Below are 20,977 nucleotides of genomic sequence, written 5' to 3' on the forward strand. Positions count from 1 at the left end.
GTTAGAGGAGTGAATAAAGTGGATAAATTAAACTTACCTTTCCCTACTGAAGGGAAACGCTATCATACATGGTCACGTCACTTAAAAGATGAATTCGGATTCAAAGTAATGAAAGTTGCGCTTGACGCTGGATTTGATTGCCCGAACCGGGACGGCACTGTTGCTTTCGGTGGCTGTACATTTTGCAGCGTTGCAGGATCTGGAGATTTCGCCGGGGACCGAGTCGATCCAATCGACGTCCAATTTGCAGAAATTAGCGAAAGAATGCACAAGAAATGGAAAGATGGCAAATACATGGCCTATTTCCAGGCATACACAAATACGCATGCTCCGCTTCCAAAATTAAAAGAAAAATTCGAAGCGGCATTAGCGCAAGAAGGCGTCGTTGCATTATCAATCGCAACTCGTCCAGACTGCTTACCTGACGATGTTGTCGAGTATTTAGCTGAGCTGAATGAACGAACTTATTTATGGGTTGAACTTGGCCTACAAACTGTCCACGAAAAAACGGCAAACCTTGTCAATAGAGCCCATGATTTCAAATCCTACGTTGAAGGTGTCGAGAAATTGCGCAAACACGGTATTCGTGTCTGCACACATATCATCAACGGCTTACCGCTTGAGGATTATGACATGATGATGGAAACGGCACGTGAAGTTGCAAAACTCGATGTTCAAGGCATCAAAATCCATCTTCTTCATCTACTTAAAGGAACGCCAATGGTGAAACAATACGAAAAAGGCCAACTAGAATTCTTGGAGAAACAAGAATACATTGACCTAGTTGCTGACCAACTTGAAATTCTTCCACCAGAAATGATTGTCCACCGCATTACTGGTGATGGTCCAATTGAATTAATGATTGGCCCAATGTGGAGCGTCACGAAATGGGAAGTGTTGAATGGCATAGACAAAGAACTCGAACGTCGTGACAGCTGGCAAGGGAAACATTATGCAGGGGCGGTAGAATTGATTTGAAGCTACATCGCATTCTTCCCTTCGCAAGACAATTATTTAGTGAAACAGTCAATGCTGGTGAAACCGTTGTGGATGCAACTACCGGCAACGGGAACGACACACTCTTTTTAGCTGATCTCGTCGGTGAATATGGACATGTTTTAGCATTCGATATTCAACAGGCAGCACTCGACTCAACAGCCGAACGACTCGGTAATTTAAGTGAACGCGTGTCACTAATATTGGATAGTCATGCAAACGTTGAAAAATATGTTAGCGGACAAATTGGCTGCGCGGTGTTCAACCTCGGTTACTTGCCGCATAGTGAAGATTTGTCAATTGTTACAAAAGCCGACTCTACAATCAAAGCAATCCATACAATGCTTGGGTTGCTGAAAAAAGGCGGTATCATCGCGGTTGCTGTCTATGATGGACATGAAGGTGGCGGAGAAGAGCGGGATGCACTTCTGGCTTATGTGAAAAACTTACACCAGGCTGATGTCCACGTCATTCGTTATGAAATGATCAATCAGCGAAATAATCCCCCGTTTTTGATAGCACTGGAAAAGATGAAGGATTTTATAACAGTAAAACTAGTTGAATGACAAAAAAAGGTTGCCCGATTGAAATTAAAATCAGAGGCAACCTTTTTTCTGTTGTTTTTTAGTTTCTGATTGATTGAACAGCTTGTATGCTTGGGACACAATGCTATATGATCGGTCAGACCAGTTATATGATTGGTTCGCAACGCTATTTGATCGGTAAACCAGTTTTATGATCGGGACGCAATGCTATTTGATCGGCAATCCAGTTATATGATCGGGACGCAATGCTATTTGATCGGCAAACCAGTTATATGATCGAGACGCAATGCTATTTGATCGGCAAACCAATTATATGATCGGGACGCAACACTATTTGATCGGCAATCCAGTTATATGATCGGGACGCAACGTTATTTGATCGGCAATCCAGTTATATGATTGGTTCGCAACGCTATTTGATCGGCAAACCAGTTATATGATCGACACGCAATGCCATTTGATCGGTAAACCAGTTATATGATTGGTTCGCAACGCTATATGATCGGCAATCCAGTTTTATGATCGGGACGCAACGCTATTTGATCGGCAATCCAGTTATATGATTGGTTCGCAACGCTATTTGATCGGCAAACCAGTTACTATGATCGGGACGCAACGCTATTTGATCGGCAATCCAGTTATATGATCGGTTCGCAACGCTATTTGATCGGCAATCCAGTTATATGATCGGGAAACAATGCTATTTGATCGGCAATCCAGTTATATGATCGGGAAACAATGCTATTTGATCGGCAATCCGGCTATATGATCGGTTCGCAACGCTATATGATCGCTTCTAAATTCAGTGTCAAAAATCCCGTAAATCAGCAATTGCGGCTACTGTTTTGAAATCTTCATTCTCCATAAATGCAATCAATTGGCTAGCAGTTTGTTCCGCACTGCTTAACAACCCTTTTTCCTTATAGTCTATAAAACGGTCAAGGAGAGGGAATGCCTCTTCTCGACTCCCTCGAATGGTTTCCTGCATTCCAGTATCTATAATCCCCGGCGCGATAGAAACGATGTCAACTGGGTGTTCCGCGCTCCCCTGCTCAAGTGCGACAACACGCGAGAAATGATCAAGTCCCGCTTTCGTTGTGCAATATGCTCCCCATCCTTCATACGCATTGCGGCCTGCTCCAGATGAGATGTTGACGATTCGCTTCACTCCTTTGAAGTTTTTCAAAGCGCCAATAAATGTATTGGATAAAATAATTGGTGCCGTCAAATTTAATGCTACTGCTTTTGTTATATCTTCTGCATTTATAGCACCAATTAATCCAATAGGGTCAACCATGCCAGCGTTATTAATAAGTGTGAATGACACCGCTTCTCGTGGGAAAACAGTGATTATCTCATCCATTAGCGCTTCCAGTTTCTCCGTTTCAGAAAGATCTGCTCTAATGAATTTTACACCGTCTAGTTTACTTATCGTGCGTGCGATTCCGATGACGAAATGCCCCTCACTACCTAGCTGCTTTGCAAGTTCAAATCCAATCCCTTTTGACGCACCTGTAATAATATAGACGTTCATTTATTCCACCCCTCCTGCATGCATTTCAACCATGCTTTGAAATCGTTCTTTTTTAACGGCTCCTGTCTTTACTCTATGAATTGGATAGCATCCCTCAATTCTGAGAGATTAGTCCCTCATTTTCACGGTCGTCGATAAATGACTCGTTCAGAAAGCACAGCTCGATTTTCTCCATTTTTTTTATGAGCACAAATATATCGAAATCTATTTCCGAGACTTCTACTCCCACTCATCTTTTTCTTTATTGTATCATCCGAATTGACTGAATCACAGTCACCCAGTCAGTTTCGAAAACTATTCAAACAACAAAAAAACAACTTCCCCGAAGGAAAATTGTTTTTCAATTTTAAATTTAGATTTTAATAACACCGATCACAATAGCGATTGCCAATAAAACAACACTGAAACCCCACATCATCATAAATGAATAACGGATATGACGGCCCATTTCAAGCCCTGCCAATCCTAGAGCAAGCCATAGAGCCGGCGATAAAGGACTGACAAACGTTCCAATGATATTTCCGATGATCATAGCATAAGCGACAGAGAGTGAAGATACTCCAAAACCAGTTACAACCTGATCGACAATCGGAAGCAATGCGAAATAATAGGCATCCGTACTTAGCAGTAAATCGAATGGAACACCGAGCACACCTATGATGATGTGCAAATACGGAATGATGAATGCTGGCAATACAGTCACAAGATCTTTTGCAATCGAATTCAACATATCCGTCCCATTTAAAATACCTAAAAACGAACCTGCGGCCAAAATGATTGTTGCCATAAGAATTGCACCCGGTGCATGATCTTTTATACGCGACATCTGATCTTGGATGTTAGGGTAGTTAATGGGTAAAGCAATACTGACCCCAATCATAAATGCGAATCCAGCTGGAATTACGCCCCATACCAAAATACCAATTATACTTATTGCCAATATTACGTTTACCCAATAAAACCTTGGTCGGCTCAATAACTTTTCCGCTACCGTATCTTGCCTCTGATTAACATTTACCGGCAATTCAGGTGAATCATCTACGGACATGGATTTTTCATCCGCTATTATGTTTTTCGCGATGCGACGTTTTTCACGAAGTCCAAGTAAAACTGCCAAAACAACTAATAATACTAGGCCGATTATTTGAATCTTAATGAGTGGTCTCCACAGTTCAGTGACATCCATATCAAGCACTGCCGCGGTTCTTCCTAATGGGCCAGCCCAAGGAACCATATTCATTACACTTGCACTTGTCCCGACTAACATGAGCAACAAATAGGGGCTCATCTTTAACTTTTTATATAACGGGAGCAAAGCGGGTATCGTAATTAGGAACGTCGAAGCTCCCGAACCGTCCAAATGAGCGATTGCAGCAATGATGACAGTACCAACAGCCACCGCAATAACATTTCCACGAGTAAGTGATATCATCTTATCAATGAGAGGGTCGAATACCCCTACATCCTGCATGATTCCGAAAAACAGTATCGCAAAAATGAACATGACAGCTACACTGAAGACAGATTGCGTTCCACTTGTGAAAAACTCACCAATTTGTTCGAAGTTGAATCCTGCACTGAACGCCCCCACTATCGGAACCAGTACTAGCCCTACAATTGGAGAGACTTTGCCACTTATAAGTAGCACAACAACAATGAGTATTGTAAATAAACCAATAATACTAAGCATAATTTCCTCCTTCTAGTAAACGGCTGTTTACTAATGAAAAGGAAGGTCACATAGTGTAAGCGGATACAACAAATTTCACAACGATTGAAAATTTGTTTCGACAGACAAAGTGATCCCTCTCTTTTTCAAAGTTTTCTATACTCAGAAACTTATCATAAAGAGGTTAGAAAAATAAGTTTAATTAAGTAAAAACACTATTGATCTTTCTGTGTGTTTTGTTCATTTTGTCCACGGTATGTATTTTCGTTCAGGCCGCCCGATGTCTCCATATTTTAGTTGCGCTTCTGCTTCTTTAATCGACACTAAATATTCCAAATATCGTCTCGCGGTTGATCGGCTTACTCCCACTCTTTTGCCAGCGTCCATTGCCGTAACGCCCGAATTATCGGTTGCCTGTATAACATCTTTTATTTTATCTAATGTAATTTGGTCAATTCCTTTCGGTAACTTCCCTATCGCAACAGTTTCAATCTTTTGGGATGTTTGCAAACCTGTCAACCAATCGATTTCATCTTGTTCAAGCTCTTCCCTTGAATTCAAAAGGACGTGCTGATTACTGAAACGTTTCAACGTCTGTTCAAAACGGATGAAATCTGCAGGTTTCACGATGTAATCAAAAATCCCGCCACGTAACGTTTCAGCAATGGTCGTTACCTCCTTAGCAGCAGTCACCATAATGACGTCAATTTCAGTGAACTCTTTTCGTAATTGCCAAAACAGACCCAATCCTTCCGTATCAGGTATATAGACGTCTAATAAAATTAGATGTGGCAACTTCGCTTTGTTCCGTAATAAAATCAATGCTTCTTCCCCAGTTTTAACTACTTCCAGGACAGTAAACCCGTCTACCTGATTGACGAATTGACGATTTATTTCAGCAATTCTAAAGTCGTCTTCTACTATTAATACTTGAATTGTTTCACGCATTGCTTTCTGTCCCTTCACGTGGATTTTTCGGTATGGAAACAACAAAGCAAGCTCCACCCAGCTCTCCTTCTTCTAAATAGAGTGCTCCATTCACTTCGGCTATTAGCTGTTTCGTCAAAGCAAGCCCGAAACCACGATTCGCGCCTTCTTTTGAAGTAAATCCTTGTTCAAATATCTTTTGAGCTAGCTCTTCAGTAATTCCTTCTCCTGAATCCTCTATTTCAAAAATGATATCATCACCTATATCAGTGAAAAAAATCGATATCTTTCGGTTTGAGGAAGGATTCTTTTTCACTGCGTCCATTGCGTTATCAATTAGGTTCCCTATTGTTGTCAATAACACCTCACTTTTCTTCTCAGATAATTGATTTTCCAATATACTATCCTGGTGAATTACCAAATCTACGCCTGATTCATTCGCCTGATTTAATTTCCCTAATAAAATTCCACTTATTAGCGGATCTGCTACTTTCCTTATCAATATACGAATCCAGTTTTTTTGTAAGTTACTTTCTTTTTGAATATAATCAATAACTTCCTTTTTCTTTCCCAGTTGTAGTAAGCCTAGTATCATATGTAGCTTGTTTGAGAATTCATGGGTTTGGGCCCTTAACGCATTTGCGTATTGTTTAACCCGAGTCAGCTCCTTCGTTAACGACTCAATTTCAGTCTTGTTCCTAAAAGTGGATACCGTTCCGATAAACAGCTGTTCAAAATAGATTGGAACAGTGTTTATGAAAACAATGTTATTACCTATCACTATTTCCTTATCAGATAGCCCATTTACGTCATTCAAAAACTCGGATAAATGTTCAATTGGAGATACTTCTTGTATTTTTTTACCAACGTAATAATCTGATGCAATCTGTTTATCGAATAATAAATGTTGTGCAGCAGAATTTATCATCGTGATCATTCCATTTTGATTTAATGCAATAATCCCTTCATGCGTCGACTGAAGAATCGTTTCTTTTTGAAACAGCAAATGGGTTATTTCCTCTGGTTCTAATCCATATAATACTTTTTTAATATACGATGCAATGATGATTGCACCTATAACTGCAACTCCTGCAATGAGCAACAAGACAATCCATAACTGACTATTATAGTTGTGGATTATAGTTTGAATATCATCAGCTAAAAAACCGACAGATACGACACCAACAATGTTCTCATCTAGGTAAATGGGTACTTTCGCCCTTAATGAGCTACCTAATGAGCCGATTGCTTTCGAGATGTACGATTCGCCGCGCACTAATGCCCTCTCGTTGTCTTCCCCCACCATTTTTTCCCCGACTTTATCAGCTATAGGATGCGCATACCTTATTTCTTCCGTATTTCCGATGACGATAAACTCAGCACCAGTCATCTCTTGAATTGGTGCAATAATCGGGCCGATTATTGCACCAGGATCATCATCCTCAAATGCATTTGCAAGTTCGGGAATATGTGCAATACTTTCAGCAACACCAAGCGCCCGATCTCCCATCTGTGTTTCTAACATATCAGATATAAAATAATTCATAAAGGCCCCGATTACCAAGACGATTGCAATGATTAATATACCAATGAGAAGAATCATTTTCAATTTCAAATTAACTGTTACATTTGGTTTGATATGGGGATTTTTTATGTCACTTTTTTGGAAATAAATCATTGCTTGAAACTCCTTAAAGTTCGATTAATAGGTGAATACGAAATATAGCAGACAGGGCTATGAATAGCAATGTACTGATATGTATTATACATTTTATGTTTCATACTCCTTTACTTCAATAAGAAAAGCGAAAGGCTCCCTTTAAGACGCGACAGGTATAAGTCGGACAAAGGGAAGGCAGTCAAAGTTCGCGACATCGTGTCGCAATGACTGCATACCTGAATCCTTGCAAGCACGCCGTGGCGTTCTTTGACACATAGCTAGATTACTTATGACTAGAGTGGTTAACGTCTGAAGTCTAGACACTGTTTCAAATCTAAAAACTTATCCTTTCAAGAACAAAAGCGTAAGCGCTTGTGCAGCCCCGACAAGCGCTCTTTGCCTTTACCTACAGGCCAGAAGTGGCTCGAGGGGCTAGGCGCTGGAGTCTAGACGTAAAATCTCTACGTTACAACTTATCCACAGTACGAGATTTCATGATTTCCTAGACAATAAAAAAAGCTTGCCTAATCGATCAGGCAAGCTTTGATAGGGATTATTCGACTATTGTTATTTTGACATTTTTTCGCCCCCACTTATAGGCCTCACTCTTCGTAGGTATAAAAACATCAATTTTATTTCCTTTAATCGCGCCTCCAGTATCACCTGCAATCGCGTATCCGTAGCCTTCTACGTGTACTTTCGTTCCAAGTTTGATAACATTCGGATCGACGGCGATCACTTTTAGATCTGAGTTTTCTCTTAAATTTATGCCCGTTTTTGTGATACCGGAACAACCATTACAATAAGCTGTATATGCAGTTGCCGAGACGGTAAATTCTTTGCCGGCATTCGTAGACGTTGACCGTGATACAGCTTTTGATGCGGGCTTATCAGTTGCTTTCTTAGATTTCTTAGCGTTTGAACCGATACTAAGTTTTTGATTCGGGAAAATGAGATCCGATTTCAAATTATTCCACGACTTCAATTTCGCTACTGTTGTATTATGCATTTGAGAGATTTTGTATAATGTATCGCCTTTTTTGACTTTATACGTTGCAGATGAGGCGAAACCCTCATTTGCTCCGCTAATTAATAAGACAATCGTCAGGATTAATGTCAAAAGTATGTTTTTCATTTACTCGTCTCCTTGTATTTTATTCTCAGGAGACAGCTTGCCCAAATTGTATGACAATAACATTACAATGAGTTGTCTTTTTCATTACAAAGAGCAAGCAAGATTAAGAGCATACTTTGACTGTAAATCGACGCATAAAAAGCGCCAACCCTCCAATCGGAAAGTTGGCGCTTTATCATTTAATTCAGTATTTTTATCGTCACGTTTTTACGACCCCATTTATACGCTGCCTCTTTTGTCGGGAAAAATACATCAATCTTGTTTCCTTTGATTGCGCTTCCCGTATCACCGGCGATTGCATATCCGTAGCCTTCCACATATACCTTAGTTCCGAGTTTAATGACACTTGGGTCAACAGCAATGACTTTGACATCCGGGTTACTTTTCAGATTAATACCTGTTTTTGTTACTCCTGAACATCCATTGCAATTGGCCGTAAATGCACTGGCCGAAACAGTGAATTCTTTGACAACATTATCAGAATCGGATCGAGATGGTGTTTTCGCAACTGATTTAACCACTTTTTTCGGTGCTGCCACTTTTTTAACTACTTTTGCCCCAGAAGCGACTTTCAACTTCATGTTTGGCTGAATTATATTTGACTTCAAGTTGTTCCATGATTTTAATTTGGAAATGGATACGTTATGCATCTTAGATATCGTGAATAACGAATCACCTTTTTTAACTGTGTAATTTGGCGATGCTGCCCAGCTTACATCTGCTCCGCTGACCAATAATGCAATCGTAAGAATGAGGGTCATTAATAATTTTCTCAATTACTCTACTCCCTGCTATTTAGTCTATACTTATAATAGCAATCGACTATTACAGGAACATTACAGAAAGCTGTCTTTACCATTACAAACAGTATGTGTATTATTACATGCAAAGAGGTGTCTGCAATGAAGACGATTACTATTCGTAGAGCGGCAAGGAACGATGCCGCGGCCATAACTGACATACTTATAACGAGTCAATGGTTTACCTACGACAAGCTTTATTCCAAAGATTATATTACTAAACTAATTGACCAATATTACAGCGTGCAACGTATTGAGCAAGAAATCGTCTCTATTAATGAACAATGGCACGGTTATTTCATTGCTGAGTCAAATGGAAAAATCGTCGGTGCTATTGGCGGCGGAATGACTAGTAAAACTACGGGAGAAGTATATGTCTTTTATTTAGACCCTTTAATGCGAGGAATGGGTATTGGCACACGACTTCTCGACTTCTTTACTAAAATACAGAAATATACGTATGGCGCAAATGAACAATGGGTTTCAGTCGCCAAAGGAAACCATTATGGCATTCCTTTCTATGAGGCTCGCGGATTCATCTTCCAGCATGAAGAACTTGCATATGGAACTTCTAAAGAGGATCAAGATATCTCTCTGAAATATAAGCGCGACATTACATAAAATAAGGTGGATTTAATGACTACAATCTTAGGGTATATCGCAGAAATGATTCCTTATCTATTCATCGCTTTGCCAATCATCCTCATCACCCGCATCATTTACAATAAAATACGCGGATACGTGAAACTTCATGTCTACCATGAAATTGGTGTTGTCATCTTTTTATTATTCATGACGGCGTTATTTTCACAAACAATCCTGACGTTTCTTTATACAGGACCGGTCGTTACACGCTCATTTTCGAATGTAAATCTTATTCCTTTCAGGGTTTTTCAAGATAATTATTATGCCATTACGGAATTGAATTTCTGGCAGCCATTTATTATAAATTTTTTAGGTAATATATGCATTTTCATGCCCATTGGTTTTATGATTCCTTTATTATGGAGCAAATTCAATCGATTTTGGAAAGTTTGTTTGATTGGGTTAAGCATATCTCTTTTTATCGAAATAACGCAGTTGTCCCAAGCCAGAAGTAGCGATATTGATGATTTATGGTTAAACACACTAGGTAGTATGATTGGTTACTTCGTGTACATTGTTATGAAAAAACGCTTTCCGAAGACAAACCATCTTTTTAAAAACAGAAAAATTCACTCGTAATATATTGCATATCTTCCAACTGACCTTACTTTATTGTATACTAGAGCAATAATGACAAATACAGGATGGTGATTCAAAATGCCGGTACCGACAGATCATACGAAGCCACTTCGAATTTCCGCAAAGGAAAATGCATTTAACCAACTCCAGCAATGGATTATAGATGGCACATTACATCCAGGTGAAAAGTTAAACGATACAGAACTTGCCGGGGCGCTCGGGGTTAGCAGGACACCTATTCGTGAATCGTTGCAATTGCTTGAAGTGCAAGGGTTTGTGAGAATGTATCCTGGGAAGGCGACGCAAGTAACGGAAGTGGACAAAGAATCTATCACAGACCTCCTTCCACCCCTTGCAGCATTGCAAGCCTTATCCGCCGAACTTGCAATCCCGAAGCTGACAGAAGAGACGATCGCCTTACTTGAAAGTACGAATAGAATATTTGCCCATGCAGTCTATACTGAAAATTATTTTTCTGCTTTAAAAATCGACGAAGAGTTTCATCAGATTATCGTTGACGCAGCGGACAATCCATACATCATAACTATGGTCGCTTCACTTCAAGCACATGTCAGAAGATTATTCTTCCATAACTCTATTATCTTAACTGAAAAATCGATTGATGAGCATGATAAAATTATCAATTCAATGAAAGAACGGGATCCTATAGCTGTTTCCTCAATTATGACTGGAAACTGGCTACGTGCGATTGAAGAATTTCATTCTCTCAAATCAAATTAACACATGTATTGATTAACCCCCAAAAACAGTAAATAACTTGATCAAACACTAGATGCTTTGTGTACAGTTATGTTTGAATTGCTTTGGATTGAAGGACCTCTATACGATTACCGAGAGGTCTTGATGTGTAGGAATGCGACAGGCAACTATTCGTAACAGAATTACCTAGGATGGAATGAACTGCAATTCCTCCCGAAAAGTGTGGCTAGAAATGACAATGACATTTCTAGCCACACTTGCCCCTCGGTAAATATGTCATGAATAATTCGCCGAAAGCGAACCGGAAATGATCCGGTGAAAATGGATTTTCCCAAGCCCTACTCACCAGTATTTTATGACAATAAATAGTTAATCAACAGACGCGTCAAATTATAATAAAAAGCCGGTTCCTCAGTGAGGAACCGGCTTTTTATTATAATTCTACTGTAGGTTTTTTCCGAATGCGTGCGGCTATTCCGGTTATTAGTATGACAACGAGTACCGGTAAAAGCCAACCAAGCCCTTCCTCATAGAAAGGAAGTACACGATCATAAAAGGATATAATTGGGGCTAACCAATCAAAATACTCTATCTCAAGTGATTTACAAAGTGTTTTAAATCCATCAATAATACTAATCATAAATGCAACGACTGTTGCTGATACATACACTACACGGGCATGGTTGAATAGCGGTGACAGGAATGTCAGAATCATTAAAACGACTGACAACGGATACAAGAACATCAATACCGGAATCGAATACGTAATGATATTCGCCAATCCAAAATTCGCGATAACGAAACAGAATGTTGAGAAGAAAATAACGAAAACTTTGTAGCTAATTTTCGGCATAATTGTATTGAAATATTCACCACATGCTGTAATCAGTCCGATACTCGTAGTCAAACATGCGAGTAGGATTACTACAGCGAGCATAACCAATCCAAATGTCCCCAAATAATGAGATGATGCACCGCTTAATACAGGTCCGCCCGTATCAAAGAGTCCAAATAACTCTGTGCTCGTCGCCCCTAAGTAAGCAATTCCTACATAGATAATCGCAAGGAATGTAGTCGCAATCGCACCTGCTTTTGCTGTCGCCATTAGAATTTCACGTTTATTCGTCACACCCATCGAGCGGATTGCGTTAATGACGATAATACCGAAGACCAGTGAGGCGAGTGCATCCATTGTGTTATAACCTTCCATAACACCTTTTATTAACGCTCCACTTGTATAATCGCCTTGCGGTGACTGAATTACACCCATTGGTTTTACAATAACCATAACCAACAAAGCGAACAAAAGTACGATGAGTGCTGGTGAAAGGATTTTACCTACACGGTCAACGATTTTCGCGGGATTTAATGATAACCACAATGTAAGACCAAAGAACAATAAAGTAAAGATAATTGTAGCAATCTGCATATATTCCGCACTAATAAACGGAGAGATTCCAATATCAAATGCGACTGCACCTGTACGTGGTGCGGCGAATAATGGACCAATTGTTAAGTATAAAAGTGATGTGAAGACAACTGCATAAACTGGATGAATCCGGCTTGCAAGTTGCTGTAAATTTTGGCTCCCCGAGAAGCCCATTGCTAAGATACCAAGAAATGGAAGCCCTACTCCAGTAATTAAAAACCCAAGAACAGCTAGCCACATGTTCGTTCCAGCATATTGCCCAAGTTGTGCTGGGAAAATAAGATTTCCTGCTCCAAAAAATAGTGCGAATAGCATCAAGCCAATGGCAAGATACGATGAAAATGATAACTTCTTTTGCATAACTTCAGTTCCCCCTTGATGTAAACAACATTACACGTATGCAATATATCGCTGAATTAATAATACTCTTTTCCTTTACAAAATGCAATATAATAATGGCAATTTATTATGTTAAAAAGAATAATAAAACATTGATTTTTCTGATAATTTTACAATAAACAAATCATGATACTATTTTCGATATAATAATTGTCCGTTTGCATGATCGAACATGCAAACGAACATAAGAGTAACTCATTTAATAGTAAACTTCGTGTGACTATGGCCTTCTTTTGCTTTTTTCACTTCGAGAATCGCAGGGAATGCAGCTTTCAGTTCTTCAACGTGAGAAATGACGCCAATCATACGACCTGATTTTTGCAGATCAATTAATGTGTCAATTGCTTTGTTCAACGACTCTTCATCAAGCGACCCGAATCCTTCGTCAATAAACATCGTATCAATTGACACCGAACCTTGGAAACTTTGAATGACATCTGCCATACCAAGTGCTAGACAGAGAGAGGCATTGAACTTTTCGCCACCTGACAATGTCTTCACGTCACGTGTTTGCCCTGTATAAGCATCATATACATCGAGACCCAGTCCACTTTGTCTCCCTCGTACTTCCTGACGGTCACTGCGGATTAAAACAAACTGCCCGTTCGACATTTCTTTCAAACGTTCATTCGCCGATTGGATAATGCGTTCCAAGTATTCGATTTGAATATAGCGTTCGAATGACAACTTCAAACCGTTCTGTCCTCTTACGATATCGTAAAGGTCTGTGATTCTCCCATATATTCGTTCAAGTTCAATCACTGTTACGGATGACTGTACAAGTTTCTCCTTCAAACTGAATGCGTTTTTTTCATATTCTGAAGAAGCATTATAGTCAGTAAGAGCGGCTTCATAATCAGTTTTCAATTTGGCCACTTTCGTTGCCAAATCGCTCAAATCCACCACTTCTTTCCCTTCAAGCAGTACCCGTAACTCCCCTACTGCATCGCGTAAACTATGAAGTTGTTGTTTGAATACCGCCACTTTTTCTTTCAACAAAATGCGGTCAACTTCTTGCATTTTCGCCTCACGATAAGCCTGTTCTGTTGGGAATGCCGATTCTTCTAAAGCTTTTTTGAATCTACTCTCCGCCTGGCCCCTCTTCCCTACAACTTCTTCCAAGGTTTCCCCAGCATGAATTTCTGCTACTTTCGCCGCCCCCAGCTTCTCGCTCGTTTCCTCACGCACTTTCTGGACTACTTCCCAAGCGTAATCTAATTCTTCTTTTTTCTTTTCAGTTTCAGCAATCCGCTCCTGAAGCGTGGCTAGTACCCGTACATCTTCGGGTATCGTTTGTAATGTCATGTTAAACAGGGCTAGTTGTGTATCATAGGACGATTGTTGTTGAAACAATGCACGTTCCATTTCAGTTTTCTGCGCCACGATTTGCGCTGCAATTACTTCTTTCTTTTTCAATTCCACTTTCAGATTAACTAGCAATTTTCGATCCGCGCGAAGCTTAGCCACTTCCGCTTCTAGCTTCTGTTTTACCTCATGTAAATTATTATTATCCTTTTCTATAGCTAAACGCTTCATTTCATTTTCTTTATCAGTTAACTGCTCGATTGTATTTTGGTAGGTAATAGCCGCGGTTCGGAATTGCCCCTCGACTTCTTTCAGCCGTTCTTTCTCCACTTCCAGCTTTTCCCTTGAAATGGTTACTTCAATTGTTTTATGCGATTTAGCGGGATGATGTTCACTCCCACATACGGGGCAGGATTCCCCGTCTTTTAAAGACTCAGCCAACATAGCTGCTTGGTTATTTAGCCAAAGTTGTTCTACTGCATCGTATTCCGATTTACTTTTCTCATAACGCGCCTCGTGATCATTCTTTCCTTGTTCCAATACGTGTATCCGATTTCGAATCGCAATGAATTCATCCAGTAGTTTGCACTTTTCAATCGTTTCATTTAGTTGATCGATACGTTCATCGTACTGAACTTGTCCCATTTCATACATCTCGATTTCTACTTTCACTTTTTCCAAGTTCTTCGTTTCTTCATCTGTCATTCTAACGGTTTTTCCAAGTTCTTTTTCCAAATGATTGTTTTCTTTTTTCATCACATCAAGAGCAGTTTCCTTCGATGCCAAACTTGAAACAGCCGGAAGGAAATCTTTTAGTCGTATCAAACTTTCCGTCAGCTTTTCACGGTCCGTTTTCCTTGCTTCTTCCACTCGAAAACGCTCTCCAGCAAGTTCCATTTTTTCTGCTGCTATCTGGACTGCTTCCTTCGCATTCTTAAGATTACCTGCTTTCGTGGCAGTTTCTTCTTTCAATTTGAGTAATTGCATCTCAAGTTCACCGATTGAAACAGCTCGCTCTGCGTCGGCTATTTGTTGTTCTTTTTGTTCCACAATCGGCAACTGTTCCGTTAACTTATTTAACGATAATTCTTTTTGACGTAGTTCAATAAAACGTTCATTCATACTTTTCGCGGCGTGGTACATTTCTTGCATTTTTGTATGCTTTGCATAAACTTCATCGTAACTCTTTTTAACAACAACCGTCTTGTCTTGATAAAACGCAAATTCTTCTTCTAATCCTTGAACGACTTGATTCACATTGTAATGTTCATTCGCAAGAACAGTAAAGACCGATGACTCACGCTCGGGCAGTAAGGTCGCTATTTGTCCAATATGCCCCTCGCTCTGTTGCATCTCTTTCATCAGAGTCGCTTGTGCGTTGTCTTTCTTCCCTTTTAGCTGCTCCACAATTTCACGGTACTTATCTGTTTTGAATATTTTCCGCATGATTGTTTCTTTATTTTCTGTATCAGACGTTAGAAACTTTCGGAACTCTCCTTGCGGTAGCATAACAATCTGACTGAATTGTGCTTGTGTAAAGCCGATTAGTTCTTCTACCTTCTTGTTAATTTCAGATACAATCTGCCTGTCGACAAGTGGTACCTCCCCGTCTTCTGTCAGTTCATAGAACTCGCAGCGCGCAGACGTTTCTGACTTGTTCCCCTGTTTGACATACGGTATTTGCCGCATGATACGGTACGTTCGATTATGAATGTCAAACGTCAACTCAACGGTCGTTTGAACTGCGTCGTCTGCGAAGTCGCTTCGCATCGCACGATTATCCGTTCGATCTTCTCCGCTCGCCTGGCCATATAACGCAAAACAAATCCCATCAAATATTGTCGTTTTCCCCGCACCAGTAGCTCCCGAAATAACGAAGAGTCGATTGTCTTTCAATTCCCTGAAATCGACTGTTTCCGTCCCTTTATATGGTCCAAATGCCGTCATCATTAATTGAATTGGTCTCACAGCTCAGTTCCCTCCTTGTGCATAACTTCATGGAGCACTTCTGAAAAGAGGGTCTCCGTTTCTACGTCTGCCGCTTCTCCTTTCATCTCTTCGTAAAATGCTTTAAAGAGTGCTAAATCATCATGCTTCCCATGTTCCATACGTTGCTCATCAACCGTATTTGCGGTCAGCATGAGCACTTTACGCTCAACATGCATCGCGTTCGGATAGACTGACCGTACTTTTTCCATCGGGAATAAAACCGGTGTCTCATCTAGCAATTTTACAAAAACATAATCCTCACTTACTGGGTGCAACAAAATATCTTCCATCGTCCCTACAACCGTCCGCATATCATGCTTAGGCTTCAACTCCCGTTTCTCAACAGATACCTGCCCTGCAGCATCAAGTTCGATAATTAGAAACCCTTTATTATGATGTTCTTCTGAAATCGAATATTTCATTGGCGAACCCGCAAACCGCACTGTTTCATTTAACACATAATGCGCCTGATGTAGGTGGCCAAGTGCAGTATAATTAAATCCTTCAAAAAGATGCGCCGACACATATTCTGCTCCACCAATTGCCAACGGTCGTTCGGAGTCACTCGTGTTATTTTCACTTTCTCCGTGAGGTGTCACAAAAGCATGTCCAACAAATACATGTCGGACCCCCTCCACCATTTGTTCACGGATAGTTGCCGTCACTTTCTTCATCGCATCGTTATGGTTCACAATCGTTTCATCTTCGTGCAAATGTTTTACAACAGAAGGATCCGCAAATGGTACGAGATGGAAATGAACCTCACCGTAGTCATCTGACAAAACGACCGGTTCGATTACTTTCGTCATCTGACCTGCAATATGGTAGCCATTTACTCGCATCAATCCGCTTCCAAAATGGAGGCGTCCCGGGCTATCATGGTTTCCTCCAATCGCAAGGACAGGTATTCCAAGTTCCATAGTGATTTTTCCAAGCACTTCGTCAAGTAGTGCAATCGCTTCTGTAGGTGGCACCGCACGGTCATACAAATCGCCTGCGATAATGACCGCATCTGGCTTCTCTTCTTCGACTGCCTCTACAAATTGATCAAGTACATAACGCTGTCCATCTGTCATATATATACCTTGAACGAGCTTGCCTAAATGCCAGTCCGCTGTATGGAAAAATTTCAAATTCATTTCCCCCTTCAATACTTTTTCTTTCTACTTTACAGGATAATTCTCGTAAAAGGAAACATACATTCCTTTCTAACTTTTCACAAAGTTAAGGTTGACCTTCTATTTTTAATATGCTTATAATGGGGATGAGTCCAATTTCATATGATCCACCGCTAGGGGTGCTCTAACAGAGCTGAGAGAGGCATGTGCCTTGACCCTTATAACTTGAACTGGTTAATACCAGCGTAAGGAAGAGGTGCTGACACAATAATTCTGCCGGTCTATTTTCCGGGATACTTTTGATTGTCTACAACCCACTTCTTCTTCAAGGAGTGGGTTTTTTGGTTTTCAAGAATACAAAGGGAGTGTTGATATCATGAAGTTCACTGACCGTTTGTTAGAAAAGACGTTACCAATCTGGAGACAGAATCATAGCCATCCGTTCGTACAAGGAATTGGCGATGGGACGCTTGATCCGGATAAATTCAGGTTTTATATGGTACAGGATTACTTGTATTTGATTGATTATGCAAAACTGTTTGCGATTGGGGCTGTAAAAGCCGACGACTTGGAAACGATGGGCAAATTCGCGACACTACTCGATGGGACGCTGAACAAGGAAATGGCCCTGCATCGAAGCTACGCACTACGGTTCGGCATTTCTGAACAGGAACTTGAAAACGCTAAGCCGTCACCAATTGTTCTTGCCTATACGCACTACATGTTACACGTCTGTCAAAATGGAACCGTTGCGGAAGTGATGGCTGCTCTGCTTCCTTGCGCATGGAGTTACTGGGAGATCGGTAAGGAGCTAAATGCTATTCCAGGTGCTGCCGATCACTCGTTATATGGCGATTGGATTCAGATGTATTCTTCGGATGAATTCAAGGAACTTGCGGGCTGGTGTATTGATTTAATGAACAAGTCAGCAGAAGGAAAACCGGAGCATGAACTGTTAAAGCTCGAGGAAATCTTCCTCAATACAACTCGTTATGAATATATGTTTTGGGATATGGCAAATACAAAACAAATGTGGCCTGGAGTTGAAATGATAAATGCTATCGTTTGACGGTGTTTCATTCACGTACCAATCAGGCAACAGCATACTCGATAATCTGTCATTCAACATTCTTCCCGGTGAGTTTATTTCGATAATTGGTGTTAGCGGTTCCGGTAAAAGTACGATTTTTCGTCTTGTAACCGGGTTAGATGAACCCTCAAGGGGTACCATTTCTCTTGAAGGAAATCCAAATAGTCAGCGCCTCGGAAAGATTGGCTATATGCCACAACAAGATCTGTTACTGCCTTGGCGAACCATTTTAGAAAATGCATGTCTTCCGCTTGAAGTAGCCGGATTAGATAAGAAGGCCGCCAAGGAACAAGTACAACCATTATTACAAGAGTTCGGTCTTGGTGGAACAGAGGATAACTATCCAGGAGAGCTTTCGGGTGGAATGAAGCAGCGCGTCGCTTTCTTACGCGCTGTTCTTTCTGGCAATTCCCTACTATTGTTGGATGAACCATTTTCAGCACTCGACTCCATCACCCGACTGGCTATGCAAGAGTGGCTCATCAATCTGTGGGAAAAGCGCAAATCAACTGTCCTTTTCATCACACATGACGTAGAGGAAGCACTGTTTCTGTCAGACCGTATTTTTCTGTTGCAAAACAAACCTGTCACTTCATTTGTGGAAATCGAAGTACCTCTTGAAAGACCTCGACTAAGAAACGATTTACATCGCGCTGAAATGCTCGAGCTAAAAGAACTGCTTATCGGCAAGCTTAGAAGTGAGGTAACACTGTGAAAAATACGGCATCCTTAGTTATTATTGCAGGATTTCTAAGTATCTGGGAGTTGGGTGCACGCCTTTACGGTAAAGCGTTCATTCTACCTTCCCCTATTCAAATTTTTATACGTTTTTGGGAACTGAAGGAAGTATTATTGTTGAAACATCTGCCGGTTACTTTGATGACGATTATTATCGGCCTAGCCATTTCGATTATTTCAGGAACAGCCATTGCAGTGCTAATGTCTTCCCGTCCAGGCATACGAAAAGCACTCTATCCAATTCTCATTGCATCTCAAATGGTTCCTATTATTGCCCTTGCACCTATTTTTGTACTGTGGTTTGGTTACACAATTTGGAGCAAAGTTGCCGTTACTGTGCTCATCACATTTTTCCCGATAACTGTGAATACATTCGATGGTTTATCGTCAAGAAAAAAAGATATACAGGAACTCTTTTTGACGATGGGTGCTTCAAAAAAGGATATTTTCTATAAATATTCCGTACCAACTGCCCTCCCTCATTTCTTTTCTGGAATGAAAGTCGCTGTGACACTAAGTGTAATTGGCGCTGCAATCGGAGAATGGTTAGGGGCGCAGGCAGGCCTTGGTTACTTCAGTAGGCGTATGATGACGCAGTTCGATGGTGCAGCTGTTTTCGCACCCATTTTTGTACTGAGTGCCGTCGGAATCGGTCTATTCATCTGCGTGACCATTATTGAAAATCGAACGTTAAAATGGAGGATTAAAAATTGAAGAAAATCACATTATCACTTACAAGTCTTGCGCTAATCCTATTGCTCAGCGCGTGCAATGCTAATGAAAAAACAGAAAAGGTAAGTATCATGCTTGATTGGTATCCTAATGCTGTACATAGCTTCCTTTATGTTGCGGAGGAAAAAGGTTATTTCAAAGATGAAGGCATTGAACTGGATATCAAGTTCCCCGCAAGTCCGACAGACCCTATTAACCTTGCAGCAGCAGGAAAAGTGACTATGGGCATCACTTATCAGCCCGATGTCATCATCGCGAAATCCGAACAAAATATCGGCATTAAATCCGTCGGCGTTCTCGTTCGTTCGCCATTGAATCACGTAGCATTTTTAAAAGAAAGTGGTATCGAGTCACCAAAAGATCTAGAAGGAAAAACTGTAGGCTATTCAGGAATCCCTTTGAACGAAGCAATACTAGAAACAATGATGAAAGCAGATGGTGCAGACTACGGTAAAGTAAACATGGTCGATGTGGGGTTTGAATTAAATTCTGCATTGATTTCAAAAAAAGCAGACGCTGTTATCGGGGCATATATTAATCATGAAGTACCGCTACTTGAATATGAAGGATTTCCAACAGGCTATATTGACCCGACAGACTTCGAAATACCTTCGTTTTATGAACTTATTGTTGTGACAAGTGACGATACCTGGAAGAAAGATCAAAAGAACATCGAAGCATTTTGGCGCGCTGCCGGAAGAGCCTTTGATGATATGGAGAATGATCCTGAAGAAGCGCTGTCTATCTTGCTAGAATACCAGGATGAAGCGAATTTCCCACTCGTCGAGGTTGTTGAAAGAGAGTCACTTTCGATTCTTCTTCCGAAAATGACAGCACCTGGTACGTTTGGTGAGCAGGAGGAACAGGCATGGCAAGCAACTGCCGATTGGATGACAGAAACCGGATTATTGAAAAACGAAGCAAATCTTGATGGGATTTTCATTAATATGGACTAACAAAAAAACAA

Annotated in this window: 18 protein-coding genes and 1 riboswitch; of the genes, 9 read left to right on the forward strand and 9 right to left on the reverse strand. The window is 40.6% G+C overall.

The features are described from left to right. Nucleotides 1-18: 18 nt before the first annotated feature. Both MKZ26_RS07020 and MKZ26_RS07025 read left to right on the forward strand, forming a co-directional pair. A complete protein-coding gene (locus MKZ26_RS07020; protein WP_067207459.1) occupies nt 19-978 on the forward strand; it encodes a TIGR01212 family radical SAM protein in 960 nt (319 codons plus the stop codon). Beyond that, nucleotides 975-1,562 carry a tRNA (mnm(5)s(2)U34)-methyltransferase gene (locus MKZ26_RS07025; protein WP_340765324.1) on the forward strand — a complete coding sequence of 196 codons (588 nt, stop codon included), beginning with the start codon at nt 975-977 and terminating at the stop codon, nt 1,560-1,562. The genes MKZ26_RS07020 and MKZ26_RS07025 overlap by 4 nt, the downstream gene beginning before the upstream one ends. 787 nt (nt 1,563-2,349) lie before the next feature. On the opposite strand, the gene MKZ26_RS07030 is transcribed toward MKZ26_RS07025, so the two are convergent. From MKZ26_RS07030 to MKZ26_RS07055, 6 genes are all read right to left on the reverse strand, one after another. Beyond that, nucleotides 2,350-3,075 carry an SDR family NAD(P)-dependent oxidoreductase gene (locus MKZ26_RS07030; protein ID WP_340765326.1) on the reverse strand — a complete coding sequence of 242 codons (726 nt, stop codon included), beginning with the start codon at nt 3,073-3,075 and terminating at the stop codon, nt 2,350-2,352. Nucleotides 3,076-3,427: 352 nt separating this feature from the next. After that, nucleotides 3,428-4,765: a CitMHS family transporter gene (locus MKZ26_RS07035; protein WP_340765328.1), complete on the reverse strand. Its 1,338-nt coding sequence runs from the start codon at nt 4,763-4,765 to the stop codon at nt 3,428-3,430. Between the two features lie 219 nt (nt 4,766-4,984). Continuing rightward, nucleotides 4,985-5,692: a response regulator gene (locus tag MKZ26_RS07040; RefSeq protein ID WP_340765330.1), complete on the reverse strand. Its 708-nt coding sequence runs from the start codon at nt 5,690-5,692 to the stop codon at nt 4,985-4,987. Continuing rightward, nucleotides 5,685-7,349: a sensor histidine kinase gene (locus tag MKZ26_RS07045; RefSeq protein ID WP_340765332.1), complete on the reverse strand. Its 1,665-nt coding sequence runs from the start codon at nt 7,347-7,349 to the stop codon at nt 5,685-5,687. Before MKZ26_RS07045 ends, MKZ26_RS07040 begins: the two co-directional genes overlap by 8 nt. 535 nt (nt 7,350-7,884) lie before the next feature. Then, complete coding sequence (locus MKZ26_RS07050) at nt 7,885-8,466, reverse strand: 3D domain-containing protein (protein WP_340765334.1); 582 nt, start codon at nt 8,464-8,466, stop codon at nt 7,885-7,887. 179 nt (nt 8,467-8,645) lie between these two features. Further along, nucleotides 8,646-9,242 (reverse strand): 3D domain-containing protein, encoded by a 597-nt coding sequence (locus MKZ26_RS07055; protein ID WP_340765336.1) that lies wholly within the window; start codon nt 9,240-9,242, stop codon nt 8,646-8,648. Nucleotides 9,243-9,368: 126 nt separating this feature from the next. On the opposite strand from MKZ26_RS07055, the gene MKZ26_RS07060 reads away from it, so the two are divergent. The 3 genes from MKZ26_RS07060 to MKZ26_RS07070 all read left to right on the forward strand — a co-directional run bounded on the left by MKZ26_RS07060 (nt 9,369) and on the right by MKZ26_RS07070 (nt 11,231). Beyond that, nucleotides 9,369-9,887, forward strand: a complete 519-nt coding sequence (locus MKZ26_RS07060; protein ID WP_340765339.1) for a GNAT family N-acetyltransferase — start codon at nt 9,369-9,371, stop codon at nt 9,885-9,887. Nucleotides 9,888-9,902: 15 nt separating this feature from the next. Continuing rightward, nucleotides 9,903-10,490, forward strand: a complete 588-nt coding sequence (locus MKZ26_RS07065; protein WP_340765341.1) for a VanZ family protein — start codon at nt 9,903-9,905, stop codon at nt 10,488-10,490. A 78-nt stretch (nt 10,491-10,568) separates the two neighbouring features. Continuing rightward, nucleotides 10,569-11,231, forward strand: coding sequence for a GntR family transcriptional regulator (locus MKZ26_RS07070; RefSeq protein ID WP_340765343.1), 663 nt, complete (start codon nt 10,569-10,571; stop codon nt 11,229-11,231). A 412-nt stretch (nt 11,232-11,643) separates the two neighbouring features. On the opposite strand, the gene brnQ is transcribed toward MKZ26_RS07070, so the two are convergent. The 3 genes from brnQ to MKZ26_RS07085 form a co-directional block, all read right to left on the reverse strand. Further along, nucleotides 11,644-12,999 carry a branched-chain amino acid transport system II carrier protein gene (gene brnQ, locus MKZ26_RS07075; protein ID WP_340765345.1) on the reverse strand — a complete coding sequence of 452 codons (1,356 nt, stop codon included), beginning with the start codon at nt 12,997-12,999 and terminating at the stop codon, nt 11,644-11,646. 234 nt (nt 13,000-13,233) lie between these two features. Then, a complete protein-coding gene (locus MKZ26_RS07080) occupies nt 13,234-16,311 on the reverse strand; it encodes an SMC family ATPase (protein ID WP_340765348.1) in 3,078 nt (1,025 codons plus the stop codon). Continuing rightward, entirely contained in the window at nt 16,308-17,465 is a 1,158-nt protein-coding gene (locus tag MKZ26_RS07085) for an exonuclease SbcCD subunit D (protein ID WP_340765349.1), read from the reverse strand. The genes MKZ26_RS07080 and MKZ26_RS07085 overlap by 4 nt, the downstream gene beginning before the upstream one ends. Nucleotides 17,466-17,615: 150 nt before the next feature. Then, nucleotides 17,616-17,719: riboswitch (TPP riboswitch) on the forward strand. A 107-nt stretch (nt 17,720-17,826) separates the two neighbouring features. On the opposite strand from MKZ26_RS07085, the gene tenA reads away from it, so the two are divergent. Genes tenA through MKZ26_RS07105 form a run of 4 tightly spaced genes read left to right on the forward strand, consistent with a single transcriptional unit; the run spans nt 17,827 to nt 20,966 of the window. Beyond that, entirely contained in the window at nt 17,827-18,519 is a 693-nt protein-coding gene (gene tenA / locus MKZ26_RS07090; RefSeq protein WP_067207426.1) for a thiaminase II, read from the forward strand. Continuing rightward, the gene (locus MKZ26_RS07095; RefSeq protein ID WP_340765351.1) at nt 18,506-19,255 is read left to right on the forward strand and encodes an ABC transporter ATP-binding protein; all 750 of its coding nucleotides are present in this window, start codon (nt 18,506-18,508) and stop codon (nt 19,253-19,255) included. The genes tenA and MKZ26_RS07095 overlap by 14 nt, the downstream gene beginning before the upstream one ends. Beyond that, nucleotides 19,252-19,992, forward strand: a complete 741-nt coding sequence (locus MKZ26_RS07100) for an ABC transporter permease (RefSeq protein WP_340765352.1) — start codon at nt 19,252-19,254, stop codon at nt 19,990-19,992. The genes MKZ26_RS07095 and MKZ26_RS07100 overlap by 4 nt, the downstream gene beginning before the upstream one ends. Beyond that, the gene (locus tag MKZ26_RS07105; RefSeq protein ID WP_340765356.1) at nt 19,989-20,966 is read left to right on the forward strand and encodes an ABC transporter substrate-binding protein; all 978 of its coding nucleotides are present in this window, start codon (nt 19,989-19,991) and stop codon (nt 20,964-20,966) included. Before MKZ26_RS07100 ends, MKZ26_RS07105 begins: the two co-directional genes overlap by 4 nt. Nucleotides 20,967-20,977 lie beyond the last annotated feature (11 nt).

Origin of the sequence: Sporosarcina sp. FSL K6-6792, assembly GCF_038004885.1 — a bacterium.
In the GTDB taxonomy this organism is placed as follows: domain Bacteria; phylum Bacillota; class Bacilli; order Bacillales_A; family Planococcaceae; genus Sporosarcina; species Sporosarcina psychrophila.